Source organism: Nocardia sp. NPDC057272 (assembly GCF_042668615.1).
GTDB lineage: Bacteria > Actinomycetota > Actinomycetes > Mycobacteriales > Mycobacteriaceae > Nocardia.
Genome location: NZ_JBHUYK010000001.1, coordinates 375,562 through 394,076, shown reverse-complemented (window position 1 = coordinate 394,076; position 18,515 = coordinate 375,562). Strand labels below are relative to the sequence as shown.

General features: G+C 67.8%; 23 protein-coding genes. 11 read left to right on the top strand and 12 right to left on the bottom strand.

Going from position 1 to position 18,515, the window contains the following annotated elements:
* Nucleotide 1: 1 nt before the first annotated feature.
* Complete coding sequence (locus ACFULV_RS01750; RefSeq protein WP_378632676.1) at nucleotides 2–313, bottom strand: hypothetical protein; 312 nt, start codon at nucleotides 311–313, stop codon at nucleotides 2–4.
* Nucleotides 314–400: 87 nt separating this feature from the next.
* Nucleotides 401–877 carry a Cys-tRNA(Pro) deacylase gene (ybaK, locus tag ACFULV_RS01745; protein ID WP_378652024.1) on the bottom strand — a complete coding sequence of 159 codons (477 nt, stop codon included), beginning with the start codon at nucleotides 875–877 and terminating at the stop codon, nucleotides 401–403.
* Nucleotides 878–1,119: 242 nt separating this feature from the next.
* Between ybaK and ACFULV_RS01740 the strand changes: the two genes are divergently transcribed.
* Nucleotides 1,120–1,755 carry a sigma-70 family RNA polymerase sigma factor gene (locus ACFULV_RS01740; RefSeq protein ID WP_174552018.1) on the top strand — a complete coding sequence of 212 codons (636 nt, stop codon included), beginning with the start codon at nucleotides 1,120–1,122 and terminating at the stop codon, nucleotides 1,753–1,755.
* A gap of 20 nt (nucleotides 1,756–1,775) precedes the next feature.
* On the top strand, nucleotides 1,776–2,033 hold the full coding sequence (rsrA, locus tag ACFULV_RS01735) for a mycothiol system anti-sigma-R factor (RefSeq protein ID WP_378633441.1): 258 nt from the start codon (nucleotides 1,776–1,778) through the stop codon (nucleotides 2,031–2,033).
* Nucleotides 2,034–2,107: 74 nt separating this feature from the next.
* On the opposite strand, the gene ACFULV_RS01730 is transcribed toward rsrA, so the two are convergent.
* On the bottom strand, nucleotides 2,108–2,182 hold the full coding sequence (locus ACFULV_RS01730) for a 50S ribosomal protein bL37 (protein ID WP_022597109.1): 75 nt from the start codon (nucleotides 2,180–2,182) through the stop codon (nucleotides 2,108–2,110).
* Nucleotides 2,183–2,267: 85 nt separating this feature from the next.
* On the opposite strand from ACFULV_RS01730, the gene ACFULV_RS01725 reads away from it, so the two are divergent.
* Together ACFULV_RS01725 and ACFULV_RS01720 are read left to right on the top strand one after the other, a co-directional pair.
* The gene (locus tag ACFULV_RS01725) at nucleotides 2,268–2,483 is read left to right on the top strand and encodes a biotin/lipoyl-binding carrier protein (RefSeq protein WP_378632681.1); all 216 of its coding nucleotides are present in this window, start codon (nucleotides 2,268–2,270) and stop codon (nucleotides 2,481–2,483) included.
* A gap of 31 nt (nucleotides 2,484–2,514) precedes the next feature.
* Nucleotides 2,515–4,029: a sensor histidine kinase gene (locus ACFULV_RS01720; RefSeq protein WP_378632683.1), complete on the top strand. Its 1,515-nt coding sequence runs from the start codon at nucleotides 2,515–2,517 to the stop codon at nucleotides 4,027–4,029.
* A 114-nt stretch (nucleotides 4,030–4,143) separates the two neighbouring features.
* Here the strand turns inward: ACFULV_RS01720 and ACFULV_RS01715 are convergent, their stop codons facing one another.
* Complete coding sequence (locus ACFULV_RS01715) at nucleotides 4,144–4,398, bottom strand: WhiB family transcriptional regulator (protein WP_022567051.1); 255 nt, start codon at nucleotides 4,396–4,398, stop codon at nucleotides 4,144–4,146.
* A gap of 251 nt (nucleotides 4,399–4,649) precedes the next feature.
* Nucleotides 4,650–5,594 (bottom strand): diacylglycerol/lipid kinase family protein, encoded by a 945-nt coding sequence (locus tag ACFULV_RS01710; protein WP_378632685.1) that lies wholly within the window; start codon nucleotides 5,592–5,594, stop codon nucleotides 4,650–4,652.
* Between the two features lie 140 nt (nucleotides 5,595–5,734).
* On the opposite strand from ACFULV_RS01710, the gene ACFULV_RS01705 reads away from it, so the two are divergent.
* The gene (locus ACFULV_RS01705; RefSeq protein WP_378652422.1) at nucleotides 5,735–6,139 is read left to right on the top strand and encodes a hypothetical protein; all 405 of its coding nucleotides are present in this window, start codon (nucleotides 5,735–5,737) and stop codon (nucleotides 6,137–6,139) included.
* Nucleotide 6,140: 1 nt separating this feature from the next.
* On the opposite strand, the gene ACFULV_RS01700 is transcribed toward ACFULV_RS01705, so the two are convergent.
* The 5 genes from ACFULV_RS01700 to ACFULV_RS01680 are packed head-to-tail and all read right to left on the bottom strand — an operon-like array spanning nucleotide 6,141 to nucleotide 10,959.
* The gene (locus ACFULV_RS01700; protein WP_378652021.1) at nucleotides 6,141–6,818 is read right to left on the bottom strand and encodes an endonuclease V; all 678 of its coding nucleotides are present in this window, start codon (nucleotides 6,816–6,818) and stop codon (nucleotides 6,141–6,143) included.
* A 3-nt stretch (nucleotides 6,819–6,821) separates the two neighbouring features.
* Nucleotides 6,822–7,307: a GNAT family N-acetyltransferase gene (locus ACFULV_RS01695; RefSeq protein ID WP_378652020.1), complete on the bottom strand. Its 486-nt coding sequence runs from the start codon at nucleotides 7,305–7,307 to the stop codon at nucleotides 6,822–6,824.
* A complete protein-coding gene (locus tag ACFULV_RS01690) occupies nucleotides 7,304–7,921 on the bottom strand; it encodes an acid phosphatase (RefSeq protein WP_378652017.1) in 618 nt (205 codons plus the stop codon). The genes ACFULV_RS01695 and ACFULV_RS01690 overlap by 4 nt, the downstream gene beginning before the upstream one ends.
* Nucleotides 7,922–7,944: 23 nt before the next feature.
* On the bottom strand, nucleotides 7,945–9,180 hold the full coding sequence (locus tag ACFULV_RS01685) for a hypothetical protein (RefSeq protein WP_378632694.1): 1,236 nt from the start codon (nucleotides 9,178–9,180) through the stop codon (nucleotides 7,945–7,947).
* 24 nt (nucleotides 9,181–9,204) lie between these two features.
* Nucleotides 9,205–10,959: a DEAD/DEAH box helicase gene (locus ACFULV_RS01680; RefSeq protein ID WP_378652014.1), complete on the bottom strand. Its 1,755-nt coding sequence runs from the start codon at nucleotides 10,957–10,959 to the stop codon at nucleotides 9,205–9,207.
* A gap of 481 nt (nucleotides 10,960–11,440) precedes the next feature.
* On the opposite strand from ACFULV_RS01680, the gene ACFULV_RS01675 reads away from it, so the two are divergent.
* Both ACFULV_RS01675 and ACFULV_RS01670 read left to right on the top strand, forming a co-directional pair.
* The gene (locus ACFULV_RS01675) at nucleotides 11,441–12,493 is read left to right on the top strand and encodes an alpha/beta fold hydrolase (RefSeq protein WP_378652011.1); all 1,053 of its coding nucleotides are present in this window, start codon (nucleotides 11,441–11,443) and stop codon (nucleotides 12,491–12,493) included.
* 28 nt (nucleotides 12,494–12,521) lie between these two features.
* A complete protein-coding gene (locus tag ACFULV_RS01670; protein WP_378632701.1) occupies nucleotides 12,522–13,211 on the top strand; it encodes a ferritin-like fold-containing protein in 690 nt (229 codons plus the stop codon).
* 1 nt (nucleotide 13,212) lies between these two features.
* Here ACFULV_RS01670 and ACFULV_RS01665 read toward each other — a convergent pair whose 3' ends face one another.
* Nucleotides 13,213–14,085: a helix-turn-helix transcriptional regulator gene (locus tag ACFULV_RS01665; protein ID WP_378652008.1), complete on the bottom strand. Its 873-nt coding sequence runs from the start codon at nucleotides 14,083–14,085 to the stop codon at nucleotides 13,213–13,215.
* A 100-nt stretch (nucleotides 14,086–14,185) separates the two neighbouring features.
* Here ACFULV_RS01665 and ACFULV_RS01660 point away from each other — a divergent pair, with 100 nt between their 5' ends.
* A complete protein-coding gene (locus ACFULV_RS01660) occupies nucleotides 14,186–14,719 on the top strand; it encodes a YceI family protein (protein ID WP_378652005.1) in 534 nt (177 codons plus the stop codon).
* A 181-nt stretch (nucleotides 14,720–14,900) separates the two neighbouring features.
* Nucleotides 14,901–15,128 (top strand): DUF3107 domain-containing protein, encoded by a 228-nt coding sequence (locus tag ACFULV_RS01655; protein ID WP_067450585.1) that lies wholly within the window; start codon nucleotides 14,901–14,903, stop codon nucleotides 15,126–15,128.
* Nucleotides 15,129–15,189: 61 nt separating this feature from the next.
* On the opposite strand, the gene ACFULV_RS01650 is transcribed toward ACFULV_RS01655, so the two are convergent.
* Nucleotides 15,190–15,873: a TetR/AcrR family transcriptional regulator gene (locus ACFULV_RS01650; protein WP_378632708.1), complete on the bottom strand. Its 684-nt coding sequence runs from the start codon at nucleotides 15,871–15,873 to the stop codon at nucleotides 15,190–15,192.
* 195 nt (nucleotides 15,874–16,068) lie between these two features.
* Between ACFULV_RS01650 and ACFULV_RS01645 the strand changes: the two genes are divergently transcribed.
* A complete protein-coding gene (locus ACFULV_RS01645) occupies nucleotides 16,069–17,157 on the top strand; it encodes a DUF3152 domain-containing protein (RefSeq protein ID WP_378652002.1) in 1,089 nt (362 codons plus the stop codon).
* Between the two features lie 119 nt (nucleotides 17,158–17,276).
* Complete coding sequence (moeZ, locus tag ACFULV_RS01640) at nucleotides 17,277–18,458, top strand: adenylyltransferase/sulfurtransferase MoeZ (protein ID WP_378632713.1); 1,182 nt, start codon at nucleotides 17,277–17,279, stop codon at nucleotides 18,456–18,458.
* The last annotated feature ends 57 nt before the right edge of the window (nucleotides 18,459–18,515 follow it).

Here is an 18,515-nt window from a genome sequence, read left to right as displayed (position 1 = left end):
CTCAGAGCGAGCAGGGCACCGAATCGGTGGCGATGTTCAGCCCGCACTTGATGATCCCGGTGATCAGATCGATCACCTCGGTGGCGACCCCACCGCCGAGCTTCTCCGACTTCTCGGCCCTCTCCTCGGTCTCCGGGTCGGTCTTCGGCGAACTCTTCGGCGTGGTGCCCTGGCCGTTGAGCGGATAGTCGCCGGGTTCGGCCTGCGACGGCGGAACCACCTGCGGAACCGCGGTGGCGGGGGCCAGAGCAGCGGCGCCGAAAGTGATCACCAGGGCACCGGACAGGGCGGCGATCGTCGAACGAGCGGACATTTTCGCATCACATCCTCGGGTCGAATCGGTCGTACCGGGCGCAGAATGCGTCGAATTTATTCGGAACGAGGCGCCGACCGGATTGCCTCAGCTGGTGATCGGGGCGGTGACGGCCGCGCAGGCGCGCACCAGATCCGCGGGCGCCAACTCGATTTCGAGCCCGCGTTTGCCCGCGCTGCACAGCACCCGATCCCAGTCGAGCGCGGAGGCGTCGACAACAGTGGGCAACTTCTTGCGCTGACCCAGCGGTGAAACCCCGCCCAGCACATAGCCGGTGGTGCGCTCGGCCTTGGTCTTGTCGGCCATGCTCGCCTTCGGCGCGCCGAGCGCGGCGGCCGCCGCCTTCAACGACAACCGCGCGGGCACCGGCAGAACGGCCACCGCGAGCGCGCCGGATGAGAGTTCGATCACCAGCGTCTTGAAGATCTGCGCGGCTCGCACTCCCAGTTCGTCGCCGAGTGCGTCGACGGCCTCGTCGCCGTAGGAGTCGGCGCGCGGATCGTGGGAATAGGAGTGCACCGTGTGCGCGATACCGCTGAGGGCCTTGATCGCGGGAGTCGACATAAGCGGACACCCTAATCGCCACCACGCCCGGCCCGGCAACCACATTTCCGCCGGTATGGGAACACGAATGCGGGGGTGCATGTTGCACACAAGTGACAAGCCAACGCGGCCAGAGACGACGTGAAGGAGAGATAGTGACACTGCTGCTCGAGGAGCGTCCTGTCCTGCCACGGGGTGCGCGATTGCCTATCGATTCCGTCGTGCCGGTAGATTCGGCTACTACGGCGATCGAAGGGATTGGTGTGACGAGCGACGACGACGTGGTGTCCGACGGTGCGTCCGGCACGGAAGTCGACGAAGCCGAGCTGGCGGCCCGGTTCGAGCGCGACGCGCTCCCGATGATCGATCAGCTCTACGGCGCCGCCCTGCGGATGACCAGGAACCCGGCCGACGCCGAGGACCTGGTGCAGGAGACGTTCGTGAAGGCGTTCCAGGGGTTCAAGTCGTTCCGGGAAGGCACCAATCTGCGTGCCTGGCTGTACCGGATCCTGACCAACACCTACATCAACTCCTACCGCAAGAAGCAGCGTCAGCCCGCGCAGTACCCGACCGACGAGATCACCGACTGGCAGCTGGCGGCCACCGCCGAGCACTCCTCGGTGGGTCTGCGCTCGGCCGAGGTGGAGGCGCTGGACGCCCTGCCCGACGATCAGATCAAGTCGGCGCTGCAGCAGCTGCCGGAGGAATTCCGGATGGCGGTGTACTACGCCGATGTCGAAGGCTTCCCGTACAAGGAAATCGCCGACATCATGGGCACCCCCATCGGTACCGTGATGTCTCGGCTGCACCGCGGACGCAAGCAGCTCAAGGGCCTGCTCGCCGATGTGGCGCGCGAACGTGGATTCGACCGTGGGGAACGCCAGGAGGTAGTCAAGTGAGTGACGATCCCGATCTCGACATGGACTGCACCGCGGTCCTCGCGGATGTGTGGCTCATGCTCGACAACGAGTGCGATCAGGCCACTCGGCAGCGCTTGCAGGAGCACATGGATCACTGCAGCCCGTGCATCGAGGCCTACGGCATCGAGGAGAAGATCAAGGGTCTGCTCAGCCGCAAATGCGGTGGCGAGCACGCTCCCGAGGGTCTGCGCGACCGGCTGAAGCTGGAGATCCACCGGTCGATCACGGTGACCAGGATCGAGACCACCGAAGGCTGATCACCCCCGAATACGGAAACAGCACGCTCTCATCGCGAGAGCGTGCTGTTGTCGTCTGTGCGCAGCGGCACGACTCAAGCGTTAGGACGCTTGCCGTGGTTCGCGGCGTTGCCCTTGCGGCTGCGCTTCTTACGTCCACGCTTACCCATGGGAGCTCCCTTCTATGTCTGGTCGAGAGCCATTGTTTCACGTGTGGTTGGCTGTAGCTTCGGCGGATACTAACGAAGGGGTGCCATGCCTGAAGAAGTGCGCGCGGAGATGGTCTCGACCGTGCTCGCTGTCGAGGTCACCGTGGGCGAACACGTCCGGGTCGACCAGACACTGGTGCTGCTCGAATCGATGAAGATGGAGATCCCGGTGCTCACCGAGGTCGAGGGCGACATCACGTCGGTCGACGTCAGCCCGGGCCAGGTTCTCCAGGCAGGCGACCTCATCGCCACCATCGCGTAAGTCACCCGAGCAACGAAGCGGTAGATCCAGCGTGGCAACACTGAGCGAGCTCCTGGCCGAACACACCGACCTTCCCGGCATCGCCGTGGACCATCTGCAACGGGTGGTGGGCGATTGGCAGTTGCTCGCCGACCTCTCGTTCTCCGATCTGCTGCTGTGGGTGGGCGCGGGCCCGGTCGTCGACGGTTCCGATGTGGTGTGTGTGGCCCAGATCCGGCCGACGACCGCACCCACCGTGCATCTCGAGGACAAGGTCGACACCACCGCCTCGCGCACCGATTTCCCGCAGGTCTTCGATGCCCTGCTGAGCGGGAACACCGTGCGCACCGATACCGAGGTCGAGGTGAGCGGCGTTTATCACCCGAGTCCGGTGCACGCGGTGCGCGAAGCGATTCCGGTGCGCTGCGGCGACGACGTGATCGCCGTGCTCAGCCGGGATTCCGACCTGGCACGTTCGAGGGTTCGCAGCACCCTCGAAACGGCCTATGTGTCCTGCGCCGACGATCTGTGCCAGATGATCGCCGACGGCAGCTTTCCGGTGCCGGAGGACCGGGCGGCCACGCATTCCAGCCCTCGTGCGGGCGACGGTTTCATCCGCCTCGACACCGAGGGCATCGTCGTCTACGCGAGCCCGAACGCGCTCTCGGCCTATCACCGGATGGGGATGCAGGCCGATCTCGTCGGTCAGGATCTCGCGGTGACCACCCGCTCCCTGATCACCGATCCGTTCGACGCCCAGGAGGTGGTGGCCGATATCCAGGCCGCGCTCGCCGGGCGGACCGGGCGCCGGATGGAGGTCGAGGCACGCGGGGCGACGGTGCTGTTGCGCACCCTGGTGCTGCGTCCGGGCGGGGAACTGGCCGGGCCCGCGGTGCTGGTCCGCGATGTCACCGAGGTGAAGCGGCGCGATCGCGCGCTGCTGAGCAAGGACGCCACGATCCGTGAGATCCACCACCGGGTGAAGAACAATCTGCAGACCGTGGCGGCGCTGCTGCGGTTGCAGGCGCGCCGCACCGAGAACCCGGAAGCCCAAGTGGCACTGACGGAATCGGTGCGCCGGGTCACCTCCATCGCCTCGGTGCACGAGATGCTGTCGATGTCGGTGGACGAGGAAGTCGACCTCGACGAGGTCATCGACCGGTTGCTGCCGATCATGGCTGATGTGGCGACGGTGCACACCGCGCGGATCAAGGTGCGCCGCGCGGGTTCGCTCGGGGTGTTCTCCGCCGAACGGGCGACGCCGCTGGTGATGGTCTTGACGGAACTGGTGCAGAACGCGATCGAGCACGCCTTCGACGCGGGGGAGAACGGTACCGTGACGATTCGCTCGGAACGGTCGGCCCGCTGGCTCGACGTGATCATCTCCGACGACGGCCGTGGCCTGCCGTCAGGGTTCAGCCTGGAGGGTTCCGACCGGTTGGGTTTGCAGATCGTGCGCACCCTGGTGACCTCGGAACTGGGCGGCTCGATCGGCTTGCATCCGGGTGCCGATGTGGGCACCGACGCGGTGTTGCGGGTTCCGCTCGGCCGCCGTTCCGGGCGCTGAGACTACGGAAACCTCAGGTGGGCAACAATAAACCCGGCACCGTGAAGGTGCCGGGTTCTCACACATGCGTTACCGGACCGGGGCTGATGGCCCGGCAACGCCAGGTCCGTCGATTCAGACGGAGGTACGCGTACGGGTGCGCGCGTTGCGCCGCTTGAGCGCGCGACGCTCGTCTTCGCTCATTCCACCCCACACGCCGGCATCCTGTCCGGACTTGAGGGCCCATGACAGGCAATCGGCCGTGACGGGGCAGCGGGCGCAGACCAGCTTGGCATCGGCAATCTGCGCGAGCGCAGGACCACTGTTACCCACCGGGAAGAACAGTTCGGGGTCCTCATCGCGACAGATGGCCTTGTGGCGCCAGTCCATTCCTCTGCTCCTTTGCGAGGGCGCCACAAAGGGCGCCTGTAGTTAGTGGATCGTTCACTTGTGCGACTCGAATGTTTCCGCACGGTTGCTTGTGAATGCTTTCACGATCACCGTAGATGTCAATAGGTCTCCGGCGCACCGTGGGGGAGATCACGCTCTAGGCCCCCACAAGGGGAACCTGCCCGGTCCTTTGTACTCGCGTCTCCGGGTTTTCGCAGCGCAACCAGGAGATTTTTCTTGCCGTCCGGTGGTCAGGACGGCTTGGGTGCCACCACGTCGAGCACGCTGGGGACGGATGTGAAATGCACCATCTTGCGTTTTCCGATGAAGTCGCCATCGATTTGCAGGCCGATCTCCTGGCCGGTCTCGATTCGCACGGACGGTACGTCGTCGGCGCGGAAAAGTATGGGCGACTTGGGGTTTCCATTCTCGGCCAGCAACTGCCGCGCAAGCAGCAGCGTGCGGGTCACACTCATCGACCGCACCGCGAACACGCCGAGGCCCGATTCGAAGGTGGTGGTGGGATTCGTGCGAATCGGGCGGTCCTCGAGATAGGTCCACGGACTCGAATTCGTGACGAAGGCGTAATAGACCTCCTCGACCGGATCCCGTCCTGTGACCTCGAGGGTGACGCTCGGATCCTGACGCCGAGCCCGGAAGAACTGCCGGACCGTGGTGCGCAGATAGCGCGCGGGCGTCGCCTTGCGGCCCTTGGCCCGCGCGGTGTCGATCGACTCGCACACATCGGCGTCGAGGCCGACGCCCGCGCTGAAGGTGAACCATCGGTCGTCGGCGAGGCCGAGCCCGATCCGCCGGTCGGCGTCGCGCGCCAGCAGATCGATGAGCTGGTTGGTTGCTGTCACCGGATCGGGGGAGATGCCGAGCGCGCGGGCGAAGACGTTCGCCGAGCCGCCCGGGATGATCCCCAGACGTGGGCGCCACACCTGGTCGTCGCCGACCTGGGGCACCGGCAGGAAGCCGTTGATGGTCTCGTTGACCGTCCCATCGCCACCGTGCACGACGATCAGGTCCATTTCCTGCGTCGATGCCCACTGGGCCAGTTCGGCCGCGTGGCCGCGATGCTGGGTGTGCGCAACGGTCAGCTGCGTTCGGCTCTCCAAGGCGTGGGCGAGCAGATCCCGGGTGGCCGGGGTCGTCGAGGTGGCATTGGGATTGACAATGAGCAGCGTCCGCACAGTGCCGAGGGTAATGCGCGCGGGCGAACACCCGGCGCGCGCCGGGCGCCACGACGCGTCGTCGTAGGCTGGGGCACGTGGCAGAGCAGGACGTGACAGACGGTGACCAGCGCGAGGGCGGCGACCAGGTGTCGACCGGTATCCCGACGACGGTGCGGGTGGCCGGTGGGCTGGTTTCGCTGGAGGGGCTGGCCGGGGTGGTGACCGCGATCGTGCTGATCGTGCGGGCGCTGACCGGACACGATCAGTCCGCGGCCAGCGGGGTCGGCACCGCGATCTGGTTCGGGGTGCTGTTCGGCGGGGTGCTCGCCGCGGGCATCGGGCTGCTGCGCGGCAAACGCTGGGGGCGGGCCATCGCGGTCATCGCGAACGTGTTGCTGCTGCCGGTGGCCTGGTCGTTGCTGACCGACTCGCATCAGCCGCTGTGGGGGAGTTTGCTCGGGCTCGTGGCGGTGGCCGGATTGGCCGCGCTGTTCGCCCCCGCCACGAGTCGATTCATGGCTCAGGACTACGGCGAGATCCCCGAGGACGACGAGCGTCCGTAGGTCAGGCCGTGGCCGCCCGTAGGGCCTCGCGGCACAGGTGGTCGGCTCGGCGGGTGGTCTCGGGCTGCCGGAAACCCTGTGTGAGGGCCAGTACCCGGTCGCAGGCGGTGTCGAGGTCGATGCGGTGGCCGACCGAGACGAACAGTGGCTTCACCTCGTCGCGCGTGCGCAGCGCGCGCCCGACGACCTCGCCGTCGATCGTCACGTCGCTGGCGTCACCGCGGCGCGGCCCCGGCGCGCGGTATTCGCCCCACACCGATTTGGCGACACCGATGGTCGGAATCGCGGTGAGCAACCCGACATGACACGCCAATCCGAAACGCCGGGGATGTGCCACACCCTGTGCGTCACACACGAGGAGATCCGGTGTGACAGTGAGCTTTTCCAATGCGGCAACCGTCGCGGGCAGTTCCCGGAACGCGAGTAACCCAGGCACATAAGGGAATTCCGAAATGCCGTGTGCGACTGCCGATTCCACCGTTTCCATGGTGGCGATGTCGATAATTACCGCGGCCGTCGCGACGGTGCCGTCCTCGGCATACGCCGAATCAATTCCGGCCGCTGTCGAAAATCGCGGCGGCGCGGGGTTTTCGGTGGATACCGAAGGGCGGAGTTCGTCCTGGAGGGCGATCGCCTCGTCGGGCGTCCGTGGCCAATCGTGGGGCAACGTAATGCGCACGGTTCAGCTCGCGGTGGCGGCCAGCGCCGCCAGTTCGGCACCGGCGAGGCGATAGCCGATCCACTCGTCTTGCGGTGCGGCGCCGAGGGATCGGTAGAACTCGATCGACGGCGTGTTCCAGGTGAGCACCGACCACGACACCCGGCTGTAGCCGTGTTCGACCGCTTCGGCGGCCAGCGCCGCGATCAAGGCGCGGCCGAGCCCCGTACCTCGGGTCTCGGGTCGCACGTACAGGTCCTCCAGGTAGATGCCGTGCACGCCGTCCCAGGTGGAGTAGTTCAGGAACCAGATGGCGCAGCCGACCACGTCACCGTCGTTCTCGGCGACATGCGCGAAGAGCGCGGGGGCCGGCCCGAACAGCGCGGACCGCAACTGCCCCGGGGTGAGCGTGCACTCGGCGGGAGCCTTCTCGTACTCGGCCAGATCGTGGACGAGCCCGACCATCGCCGGCACGTCGGCGGGGGTGGCGCGGCGGACGAACGCGCTCATCGGCGGACTCCTTCGATCGGCTCGGTGCGGGTCGTCAGGTTGTGGCCCCAGACGGAGCGGGCGTCGTGGTCGAAGCCGAGCACACTCACCGCACCGGTCGACATCGCGAACCGGCGGCCCTCGCGCACCGCGAACTCCGCCCAGCGCGCGATCAGCACCCGCGAGAAGTGCCCGTGACCGACCAGGACCACGTCGCGCCGCGCCAGCTCCGGCTCCGCCCGGGCGAGCACCCGATCGGCCCTCGCACCCACCTGTTCGGCCGTCTCGCCGCCGGGAACCGGCGCGGTCCATACGGTCCAGCCGGGGACGGTCTCGCGGATCTGCGCGGTCGTGATGCCCTCGTACTCGCCGTAATTCCACTCGACCAGATCGTCGTCGACCTCGATCGGCGACAGACCGGCCAGTTCGGCCGTGTGCCTGGCCCGCAGTCGCGGACTGGTGAAGCAGAGCGGATCGCGCAGGTCGAGGGATTTCAGCACCAGCCCGGCCGCGACAGCCTGGGCCTCGCCCAGCTCGGTCAGCGGCAAGTCGGTGAAGCTGGTGTGCTTGCGCTGACTCGACCACTCGGTTTCGCCGTGGCGCAGCAGGACCAGGCGGGCATCGGGTGTGGACATGGGTCCATCATGGCAGTGCGGGTTCAGCCGAGCGCGTAGAGCTGTCCGCCGCGTCGTTCGAAGACCGTGTTGCCCAGGACGGCGGTGGAGATGGTGTCGCCGCGGTAATCGGTGCGCGAGAGCGGGATCTGGGCGACGGTCGCGCCGTTGCCGCTGTCCACCGCGAGCTGCCCGTCGGGGACCGGGACCAGCAGCCTGCCCGCCATCAAAGCGGGGGTGCCGAGAGCGTCGCGCACCGTCCAGACCGGCTGCAATGAGCTGGAGCTCAAGGCGATCAGGCTGTTGCCGGTGAAGACATAGATGGCCGAGCCGAGGCGGGTCACCGTGGTGCGCTCGTCCCACGGGGCGGCGAGCTGGTGGGTCGCGATCTCGTTGCCGGTGCCGTCGTGCACGGCGATCCTGGCCGGCAGCCCGAGGCCGGTGGCGGTCGCGGGCGTCGGCGGGTAGTAGACCGCGATCTTGTTGTCCGACACCGCGATCACCCGCATCTGCGGCGCGTCGGCACCCGGTGCGGTGAGCACCCGCGAGCCGTATTCCTCGGGCGCGGTCGATTCCTTCGGCGCCGGATTGAGCACGGTCAGCCGGTCGGTCGCGTCACCCGGGCAGCGCTCGAGCACGGCCAGCCGCGAGGAACTCGACGCGGCCGACCGCAGTGCGCATCCGCTGCGCGGCTGGGTGTTCGGATTCACCGGGGCATCCACGTAGCCGTACTCGAGGGTGCGCACCAGATCCGAACGCCACATCTCCAGCCGGTTCGCGCCGAGCGCCAGCAGGTAGGTGCCGTCACCGCTGACACGGATCTCGTCGTCCATGTAGCTGCTGCGCGCGACCCGGCGCGCACCGGTATCGGACTCGAGCATCACGGACTGGCTGCACCCACGCTGATCGCGATAGGTGGCGATCACGGTCCCGAACTGCGACTCGACCCCGCACAGCGGCATATCCCGGCGATACCACCACAGCTGATTACCGGTGAGCGGATCGCGCCCACTCACGGTGCCGTGATCGCCGGTCACCACCACGTTGCCCGACGTGAGCGCGCGCCTGCTCGACTCGTCGGCGGCATGCCACTGCTCGCGCAAGGTGGTGGGCAGCTGGGTGGCCGCGGTCACGGTGGGAGCGGGCGACGCGGCGGTGACCGAATCGGTCCCGGTGGCATCGGCACGCGCCCATACGACGAACGCCGCCACCACGAGGGTGACGGCGATCGCGACTGCTACAAAGATATCGGCGCGCGTCCGCCGCTCCGGTGCGAGCACGAGAGCGACACTAGCCGATCGGTCCTACTGGACGGAGCCTGCCGTCGCGTGCACGGCGGACTCGGTGGTCGCGGCTTCGGTGTCGCCACCTGCACCGGTACCGGCGGGCTTGCGGCGGCGCCTGCGACGTGCGGGCTTGGCCGTGTCGTCGCCCTCGTTGTCGGCCGGAGCCGAATCGGAGACGTCGGCGGAAGCTGCGCCCGACTCCGCGGTAGCCGCATCGGTCGACTCGGTCCCCGCGTCGCCTGCCTCGGCGGGCTTGCGGCGGCGGCGCCTGCGGCGGGCGGGCTTGTCGCCGTCGGCCGCTTCGTCGGCGTTGTCGGCCGACTCGGTGGTCGTGGTCGACTCGGTGCCCTCGGCGTCGGCCTTGCCACCACGGGTGCGGCGGCGGCTGCGGGAGGACTTGGGACGCTCGGTGCGCTCCTCGACTACGGCGTCGTCGTCACGGGTGGGGGCCGCGGGCTTGCGGATCACACCGGTGATGCCCTCGGGGATGCCGAGGTCGCTGTAGAGGTGGGGGGAGCGCGAGTACGTCTCGGCGGGGTCGGCCATGTTCAGGCCGAGCGCCTTGTTGATCGACTCCCAGCGGTGCAGTTCGTCCCAGTCGATGAGAGTGATCGCGACACCGGTGCGGCCGGCGCGGCCGGTGCGGCCGATCCGGTGCACGTAGGTCTTCTCGTCCTCGGGGCACTGGTAGTTGATGACGTGGGTGACGTCGTCGATATCGATACCGCGCGCGGCGACATCGGTGGCGACGAGCACGTCGATGGCGCCCTTGCGGAACTTGGTCAGCGCCTTCTCGCGGGCGATCTGACCGAGGTCGCCGTGCACGGCGCCGACATTGAAACCACGCTCGGCGAGATCGTCGGCCACCTTCTGCGCGGTGCGCTTGGTGCGGGTGAAGATCATCGTCGCGCCGCGGGACTCCGCCTGCAGCACGCGCGCGACCAGTTCGGCCTTGTCCATCGCGTGGGCCCGGTAGACGAACTGCGCGGTGCGATCGTGCACGGCGGAGTCGTTGGCGAGCTCGGCGCGGATGTGCGTCGGCCTGGTCAGGAAGGTGCGGGCGAGGGTGATGATCGGGCCGGGCATGGTGGCCGAGAACAGCATCGTCTGACGCTTGTCCGGCACCATCGACAGGATGCGCTCGATATCGGGCAGGAAGCCCAGGTCGAGCATCTCGTCGGCCTCGTCGAGGACGAGCACGCCGATCTTGCCCAGGATCAGGTGGTTCTGGTTCGCCAGATCCAGCAGGCGACCGGGGGTGCCGACGACCACGTCGACACCGTCGCGCAGGGCGGCGATCTGGGTGTCGTACGGGCGGCCACCGTAGATGGCGGCGACCTTCAGCGAACCCTGGTGATTGGTCAGGTACTTGCTGGCGTTCTCCAGGTCCTTGGTGACCTGGATGCACAGCTCGCGCGTGGGCACGATCACCAGCGCGCGCGGGGTGCCGTCGAGCGGGGTGGTGCCGGTGTCGGCGGTGGCGATGCGGTGCAGCAGCGGCACGCCGAAACCGAAGGTCTTGCCCATGCCGGTGCGGGCCTGGCCGATGAGATCCTCGCCGGCCAGTGCCAGCGGCAGGGTCAGTTCCTGAATCGCGAAGGTGCGTTCGATCCCGATCTCACCGAGTGCGCGCACGATTTCTTCGCGCACGCCCAATTCGGCGAAACTCGGCGGGATGTGGGTGTTGTCCAGTTCGGCCGTCAGGAGTGTGTCGGCCAAACCGGGTTCCTGTTCGACAGTGATCTTGCTCAGTGTTCGTGCCTTCCTCGTCATTGCATCTCGCACGCACGAGGTGGGGCGGGCCGGTCGGCCCGCGACGACCACATACCCGCCTGTGATATTCACCGGGCCGGCGCCGGATAACCATCGCCGACCAGGCGTTATGCGTGGTCGTCGAGACGGTGTCATCGGCGCGGCGCTGCGGTGATGCGGATTCGTTGCGCGCACATTTTCTTCGACATTGCTGTCTGGGCAACGCCGCTGTCCGCCCGCGCTGTGCGCCGGTGGAGTGCGACGCCGCGGAGTATGTCCGGGCGTCGAAACTAGCGTTGTCCACAGAGATTGTAGCGTGATATTCTGCGGAATCCGAATTTCAACGTGGCTGAATGCCGCGCGAATACGGGCTCGCCACGGGATTACCTCAGCACCGGTGGTGTGTCGCAGCGCAATTCATCGGTGCTGGATTTCGCGCGTGTCCACGGGTGTAATCGAGCTCACTGGTACCGGCGGTACTGTGTGTGAGACATTTCTAGTCGTGAGTATCACCGACACCGTCACCACTGCCGCGCGCAACGCGTGGGCGCTGAGCTTCGGCGCGGGCATCGAGCCCGTCGACCCGGCCCCCTCGACCGTGCTGTGGGACGAGCCGCACCGTCTGCTGCGTCGCTACGATACCGAATTCCAGTCTGCGGCAAGCGATTCCGCGGTGCTGCTGGTGCCGCCACTGGCCGCGCCCGCCACCTGCTTCGACCTGCGCCGCGACCAGAGCGTGGCCCGGTACCTGGTGGAGACCGGCCGTGCGCCCTACCTGATCGACTACGGTGACATCTCCTTCGCCGATCGCCGGATGGGCTTCGAGGACTGGATCCTCGACATCCTGCCCGAGGCGATCCTGCGCGTGAGCGCCGATCGCGGCGGTGCCCCGGTCGACCTGATCGGCTGGTCCGTCGGCGGCATGTTCTCGCTGCTCACCGCGGCCGCGAACCCGGAACTGCCGATCCGCTCGGTCACCGGGGTCGGCCCGCCGCTCGACTACGACAAGATGCTCGGAATTCCGCAGCTGCGTGCCGTCGCCGGCCTCACCGGCGGCTGGGGGACCACCGCGCTCGTCCGGGCCGCGGGCGGCATTCCGGCACCGCTGACCAAGCTGGGCTACCGGCTCGCCGCCTACGACCGTGAACTGGCGCGTCCGAGATTCATCGCCGGCAATATCGCGAACACCGAGACCCTGGCCAAGATGGAATCCATCGACCGCTTCCAGGCCGCCATGCCCGGCTACCCCGGCCGCTTCTACAACCAGCTGTGGGGCCGGATGATGCTGGCCAACGACATCGGCAACGGCAAGCTCGAACTGCGCGACCGGACCATCGAACTCGCCGACGTGCGCGTGCCCGTGCTGCTGATCGGCGGCAAGTCCGACGTGATCACCCCTAAGGCCGCTGTCGAGGCCGGTTTGCGCACGCTGTCGGGTTCGCCATCGGTCACCTACGAGGTGGTTGAGGGCAGTCACCTCGGCATTCTCACGGGACCGCAGGCCCGCGAGACGACCTGGACACACCTGGACAAATTCCTGGCCGAACGCGACTGAGCACCGATCGGGACTATTGTTGACAGTCATGGGAGCCCAGACCTCTGCCGCGCCGGAATTCTTCTCGACCGAGCCGCTCGCCGCGGACCACGCGGGGGTGACGGAGCTGTTCGCGGTCCTCGCCTACGGCGAGCTGTCCGCGTTCTACCGGCTCGCCGAAGAGGCGAAGCAGGCGCCGTCGCTGCGCGGCCGGATCGGCGTCGCCAAGATGGCCGCCGCCGAGCTCGCGCACTTCGAGACCCTCGAAGCGGCGCTCACCGAGCGCGGCGCCGACGCCGAGGCCGCGATGGCGCAGTACCAGGGCGCGCTGGACTCCTACCACGCCTCCACCGACCCGTCGACCTGGCTCGAGTCGATGGTGAAGTTCTACGTGGCAGACGGCTTGGCCGCCGACTTCTACACCGAGATCGCGGGCGCACTGCCCACCGAGGTCTCCGATGTGGTGCGCGATGTCCTCGCCGAGACCGGTCACTCGCAGTTCGTGGTCGACGAGGTCCGCAGCGCGGTGGCGGCCAGCCGCTCCGAGCGCGACCGCCTCACGCTGTGGGGGCGCAGGCTGCTCGGTGAGGCGATCACGCAGGCGCAGTTCGTGATGGCCCAGCGCGACGAGCTGGCCGAACTGGTCCTCGCCGCCACCGGCGATCTCAACGGCATCGCGACCCTGTTCGACCGCATGCAGCAGCGGCACGCGGCCCGCATGGCGGAACTGGGTTTGTAGGTTATCCGCCCACCACGCGTTGCTGCACCAAGCGCAATTCTGGTGCGCGGGCGGCTGTTTCGCGCGGCAGCCAGACCACGACCTGCTGGTCTTTGTCCGCGGACAGCGTTTGCACCGTATAGGTGAGGGTGCCTCGGCTGGGATGTTCGAAGCCGAGGAGGGTGGGGATGTCCTCGGCCAGGCGGTGGGGTTGCCAGCGGCGAGCGAATTCGGGTTCTTCGCACAGGGCGGTGATCACGCCGGCGATGCGTTCGTCGTCGGGGCGGCGCAGGCGTGTTCTGGCGAGCTGGTCGGCGAGATGATCGGCGAACTGGGGCCAATCGGTGACCGTGGTGCGAGCCAGGGGATGGCGGAAGGCCCAGACGGCGAGGTTGACCATGTCCGGGTTGTCGAGCAGGCCGAGCGGCGTGGCCAGGTCGGCCCACGCGCTGTTCCAGGCGAGCACGTTCGCCCGGGGTCCGAGCGCGAACGCCGGGGTGGGGGAGAGCGCGTCGAGCACGCTGCGCAGCGCGGCGGGCACCTGATCGAGATCGGGGTCGAAGGCCGTGCTCGGGCATCGGGATTCGCTGCTGGTAGTCAGCGCGAGCCAGCCGAAATGAGCCCGCTCGGTGTCGTTGAACCGCAGCGCGGTGGCGAGTGCGTCGACCACGGCCATCGACGGGTTGGTATCGCGGCCCTGCTCGAGTCGCGCCAGATAGTCCGCGCTCACCCCGGCGAGTACCGCGACCTCCTCCCGGCGCAGGCCGGGGGTGCGCCGCCTGCCGCCGCCGGGCAGGCCGACGTCTTCCGGGCGCAACTCGGCGCGACGGGCGATGAGAAGTTCCGCGAACGCCGACCGGGCGCCGGGATGATCCGTGCTGTCTGCGCCAACCATGCCTCGATCCTCCCTGGTCGTGGAGTTTTCAGCCACGCCCTGCCAGGACCAGGATAACCGCGGTCTGGTTAACGGACCGCAGTCCGGACAGGGTGGAGGCATGACTTCCTCGACACAGACCCAGCAGCTGAAGACCGGATCCTGGGCCCTCGACACCGCCCACTCCTCGGTCGCGTTCACCATTCGCCACCTCGGGATCGCCAAGGTGCGCGGCGGCTTCACCCGCTTCGCGACCGAGTTCGTCGTCGACGAAGCCGGCGCGGCCACCCTCGGCGCCACGATCGAACTCGACTCCTTCGACACCGGCAACGCCGACCGCGACGCCCACATCCGCCAGGCCGACTTCCTCGACGTCGCCAACCGCCCGACCCTGAGCTTCCGTGCCACCCAGCCGGTCCGGGTCGCCGAAACCTTCACCGTCACCGGTGAGGCCACCCTCGGCGCGATCACCCAGCCGCTGACCCTCGACGTCGAATGGGGCGGCATCGCCGACTTCCCCGACGGCACCCGCCACGCCGGTTTCTCCGCCACCGGCGCCATCAAGCGCACCGACTTCGGCGTCGGCGTCGCGATGCCGGGCATGCTGTCGGACACGGTGAAGATCGAACTCGAAATCGAACTGATCGAACCCTGACCACTGATTTCGCACGAACATGGGTAACTCGTCGGGTACGCCCACAACGTTCGTGGCACGCGACCGCGAGCCCGATCAGGAACCCGAGCTACACCTGGGCCGTCGGCCGAATACGCGGAGAGGCGGAACAGTACTAGCCTGGGACCTGACAACACAGGACTCTTACGTTCGGAGGTTGGCCGTGGAGGTCAAGATCGGTATTTCGGATAGCCCGCGCGAGCTCGTGATCAACAGTGCGCAGAGCCCTGATGAGATCGAGGCGCTGGTGTCCGATGCGCTGAGCGGCTCCGCCGGTGTCGTGTCACTCACCGACGAGAAGGGCCGCAAGTTCCTGATCCAGGCCGCGAAGGTCGCCTACGTGGAAATCGGTTCCCCGGCCGTCGGCCGAGTCGGCTTCGCCACGATCTGAGCTGCGAACACGAAAATGCCCCGCCATTTCCGATGGCGGGGCATTTTTCGTCGGTGCGGACTCAGAGGTCCGGGGAGTACGCCCGCTGGGCGGCGGTCAGCGGCACGTGCTTTAGGCCACCCCAGGCCAGCGACACCGTGGTGTCGACGGCTTCGTCCTTGGGGACCGGGCGGTCGGCTTCGAGCCAGTAGCGGGCCGAGAACTGGCTGGCGCCGACGAGGCCGACGGCAAGGATACGGGCGCGGTACGGGTCGAGACCCGAATCGTGGGCGACCAGATCGAACACCGCGTCGACACACGCCTCGGTGGCCTGCTCGACCCGGCGCTGCACCTGCGGTTCGCTGGTGAGGTCGGATTCGAAGACGAGGCGGAAGCCCTGCATCTCGTTGTCGACGAAATCGAAGTACGCGGCGACCGCGGCCCGCACGCGCTGCTTGTTGTCGGTGGTGGAGCGCAGCGCCTGGCGCACGCTCGACACCAGGATGTCGACGTAGTTCTGCAGCACCGCCAGGTACAGCTCCAGCTTGCTGGCGAAGTGCTGGTACAGCACCGGCTTGCTGACCCCGGCTACCTGGGAGATCTCGTCCATGCCCGCCGCGTGGTAGCCGCGCTGGACGAAGACCTCACTGGCGGCGAGCAGCAGCTGCTGGCGGCGCTCGTCACGAGGCAGGCGGGTGCCGCGTTTGGCCGGGACCGTCTCCGGCACCGATCGGCGCGAGGGCATGCGGTCCACGAGGTCAGTCATCTCGGCTCTCTATAGTCGATTCCCCGGGCCGCCGGGTGTGCGGTCGGGTATCCCACGAACGATACTCGCACGGTGTTCGCCCTGCGTCTCGCCCTGGAAATGTAGTACCAGTCCACGGAGTTCGCCGGGCCGTAACCGCGCGATCTCCTCCGGCCGCCCGTACGGCGGATTTGCGCACTGTGAGAATCTGATGGGGTGACCGACCGGACGGATGACCATGCCGACGGCGGGCGCGATGTCGCTCGCTCCACGCAACCCTCCGAGTCCGGTGCTGTCACGTCGGCGCCGGAGGGGCGGGAGTTGCAGGTCTACGACCCGCTCGGGCTCTATCAGCCCGCTGACCGATCCCGCCAGCCGCTGCGTGCCCGCTGGGATCCCACCGACCACGACAACGGCCGCCCGCGCAGCCCGCAGCGGGAGGCGAAGAAGCAGAGCGCGCTCGGTCGATTCGTGTCCGCCTACGGGTGGCGTGCCTACGCGTTGCCGGTGCTGCTCGCCATCACCGTGCTGGTCGTCGTCGACGCGGTGCGCACCGGACCGATCCCGCCGCCGAGCGATCCCGGCTTCGGCGCGCTGAGTCCCAAGGTGGCGCAGTCCGGCATCATCGGCGCACCCCCCGGCGACGGCAAGTTCCCCGCCGATCTGCCGCTGGGCGCGCTGCCGGAGGGCGGCGACTACGTCGAGCGCGCGGCAGGCACCTGGCATGTGGTGCCGGGTACCAGCGCCCAGGTCGGCGCCGGCACCGAGCGGGTGTTCCGCTACACCGTCGAAGTCGAGGACGGCATCGACACCGCACCGTTCGGTGGCGACGCCGCCGTGGCGAAGATGGTGGAGACCACCCTGGCCAACCCGAAGAGCTGGACCAACGACCCCAAGTTCGGCTTCCAGCGCATCGACGCGGGCCCGGCCGACTTCCGGCTCTCGCTCACCTCTCGCGAAAGCACTCGCGCCGCTTGCGGCTTCGAGATCCCGATCGACTCGTCGTGCTACAACGCCGACCTCGACCGGGTAGTGCTCTCGGAGGTCCGCTGGGTCCGCGGCGCGCTGGCCTTCGACGGCGACATCGGTTCCTACCGGCAGTACCAGATCAACCACGAGGTCGGCCACGCCATCGGCTATCACGGCCATCAGCCGTGCGAGACCGACGGCGGTCTCGCGCCGATCATGATGCAGCAGACCTTCGGCACCAAGAACAACGACATCGCCCTGCTCGACCCCCACGGCGTGGTCCCCGCCGACGGCAAGACCTGCCGCTTCAACCCCTGGCCGTACCCGCGCGGATAGTGGCCTCGCCCATGCGGGAACATGAACGGGGAAGAACAGCGCGGCGGGTCTTGTTGTAGTCAGCAGAGCGGCCACCGGTTCACGGCCGCGCCCGCCGCCATAGATACAGGAGTTCTCACGTGTCTCTTCATGGGACGTTGCCGCCGCTCGTCGAGCCGGCCGCGGAACTGACCAAAGACGAAATCGCTCGCTACAGCAGGCACCTGATCATCCCCGATCTCGGTGTCGACGGTCAGAAGCGGTTGAAGAACGCCAAGGTCCTCGTGATCGGCGCGGGCGGCCTCGGCTCGCCTGCCCTGCTCTATCTGGCCGCGGCCGGTGTCGGCACTCTCGGCATCGTCGAGTTCGACGAGGTCGACGCCTCCAACCTGCAGCGCCAGATCATCCACGGCGAATCCGATATCGGCCGTCCCAAGGCCGACAGCGCCCGCGATTCCATCCTGGAGATCAACTCCGGGATCGACGTGCGGCTGCACAAGATCCGCCTGGAACCGGAGAACGCGGTCGAGCTGTTCGCCGAATACGACCTGATCGTCGACGGCACCGACAACTTCGCCACCCGCTACCTCGTCAACGACGCCGCCGTCCTCGCGGGCAAGCCCTACGTGTGGGGCTCGATCTACCGCTTCGAAGGCCAGGTCTCGGTGTTCTGGGAAGACGCCCCCGACGGTCGCGGCATCAACTACCGCGACCTGTACCCGGAGGCCCCGCCGCCGGGAATGGTCCCCTCCTGCGCCGAGGGTGGCGTGCTCGGCGTGCTGTGCGCGTCGATCGGATCGGTGATGGTGACCGAGGCGATCAAGCTGATCACCGGCATCGGTGAGACGCTGCTCGGCCGCCTGATGGTCTACGACGCACTGGACATGAACTACCGCACCATCAAGCTGCGCCGCGATCCGCAGCGCGAGCCGATCACCGAACTGATCGACTACGACGCGTTCTGCGGTGTGGTGTCGGAGGAAGGCACCGCCGCCGCGGCCGGGTCGACCATCACCGCCGCCGAGCTCAAGGATCTCCTCGACGCCGACAAGGTCGAGCTGATCGACGTGCGCGAGCCGGTGGAATGGGACATCGTCCACATCGCGGGCGCGACCCTGATCCCCAAGGACCGCATCCTGTCCGGCGAGGCCCTGTCCGAACTGCCGCAGAACAAGCCGATCGTGCTGCACTGCAAGACCGGCATCCGTTCGGCCGAGGCACTGGCCGCGTTGAAGCGCGCCGGTTTCGCCGACGCGACGCATCTGCAGGGCGGCGTGGTGGCCTGGGCCAAGCAGGTCGATCCGTCGCTTCCGGTCTACTGACCCGATAGCTGCCGGTTTGCGACCTCATCGCATATTGCGGTGAGGTCGCAAAGTGGA

Excerpts from the sequence above, each read along its gene's own strand:
- ACFULV_RS01750 (WP_378632676.1), bottom strand. The coding sequence starts at position 313 with ATGTCCGCTCGTTCGACGATCGCCGCCCTGTCCGGTGCCCTGGTGATC.
- ybaK (WP_378652024.1), bottom strand. The coding sequence starts at position 877 with ATGTCGACTCCCGCGATCAAGGCCCTCAGCGGTATCGCGCACACGGTG.
- rsrA (WP_378633441.1), top strand. The coding sequence starts at position 1,776 with ATGGACTGCACCGCGGTCCTCGCGGATGTGTGGCTCATGCTCGACAAC.
- ACFULV_RS01725 (WP_378632681.1), top strand. The coding sequence starts at position 2,268 with ATGCCTGAAGAAGTGCGCGCGGAGATGGTCTCGACCGTGCTCGCTGTC.
- ACFULV_RS01715 (WP_022567051.1), bottom strand. The coding sequence starts at position 4,398 with ATGGACTGGCGCCACAAGGCCATCTGTCGCGATGAGGACCCCGAACTG.
- ACFULV_RS01695 (WP_378652020.1), bottom strand. The coding sequence starts at position 7,307 with ATGAGCGCGTTCGTCCGCCGCGCCACCCCCGCCGACGTGCCGGCGATG.
- ACFULV_RS01690 (WP_378652017.1), bottom strand. The coding sequence starts at position 7,921 with ATGTCCACACCCGATGCCCGCCTGGTCCTGCTGCGCCACGGCGAAACC.
- ACFULV_RS01680 (WP_378652014.1), bottom strand. The coding sequence starts at position 10,959 with ATGACGAGGAAGGCACGAACACTGAGCAAGATCACTGTCGAACAGGAA.
- ACFULV_RS01670 (WP_378632701.1), top strand. The coding sequence starts at position 12,522 with ATGGGAGCCCAGACCTCTGCCGCGCCGGAATTCTTCTCGACCGAGCCG.
- ACFULV_RS01665 (WP_378652008.1), bottom strand. The coding sequence starts at position 14,085 with ATGGTTGGCGCAGACAGCACGGATCATCCCGGCGCCCGGTCGGCGTTC.
- ACFULV_RS01660 (WP_378652005.1), top strand. The coding sequence starts at position 14,186 with ATGACTTCCTCGACACAGACCCAGCAGCTGAAGACCGGATCCTGGGCC.
- ACFULV_RS01650 (WP_378632708.1), bottom strand. The coding sequence starts at position 15,873 with ATGACTGACCTCGTGGACCGCATGCCCTCGCGCCGATCGGTGCCGGAG.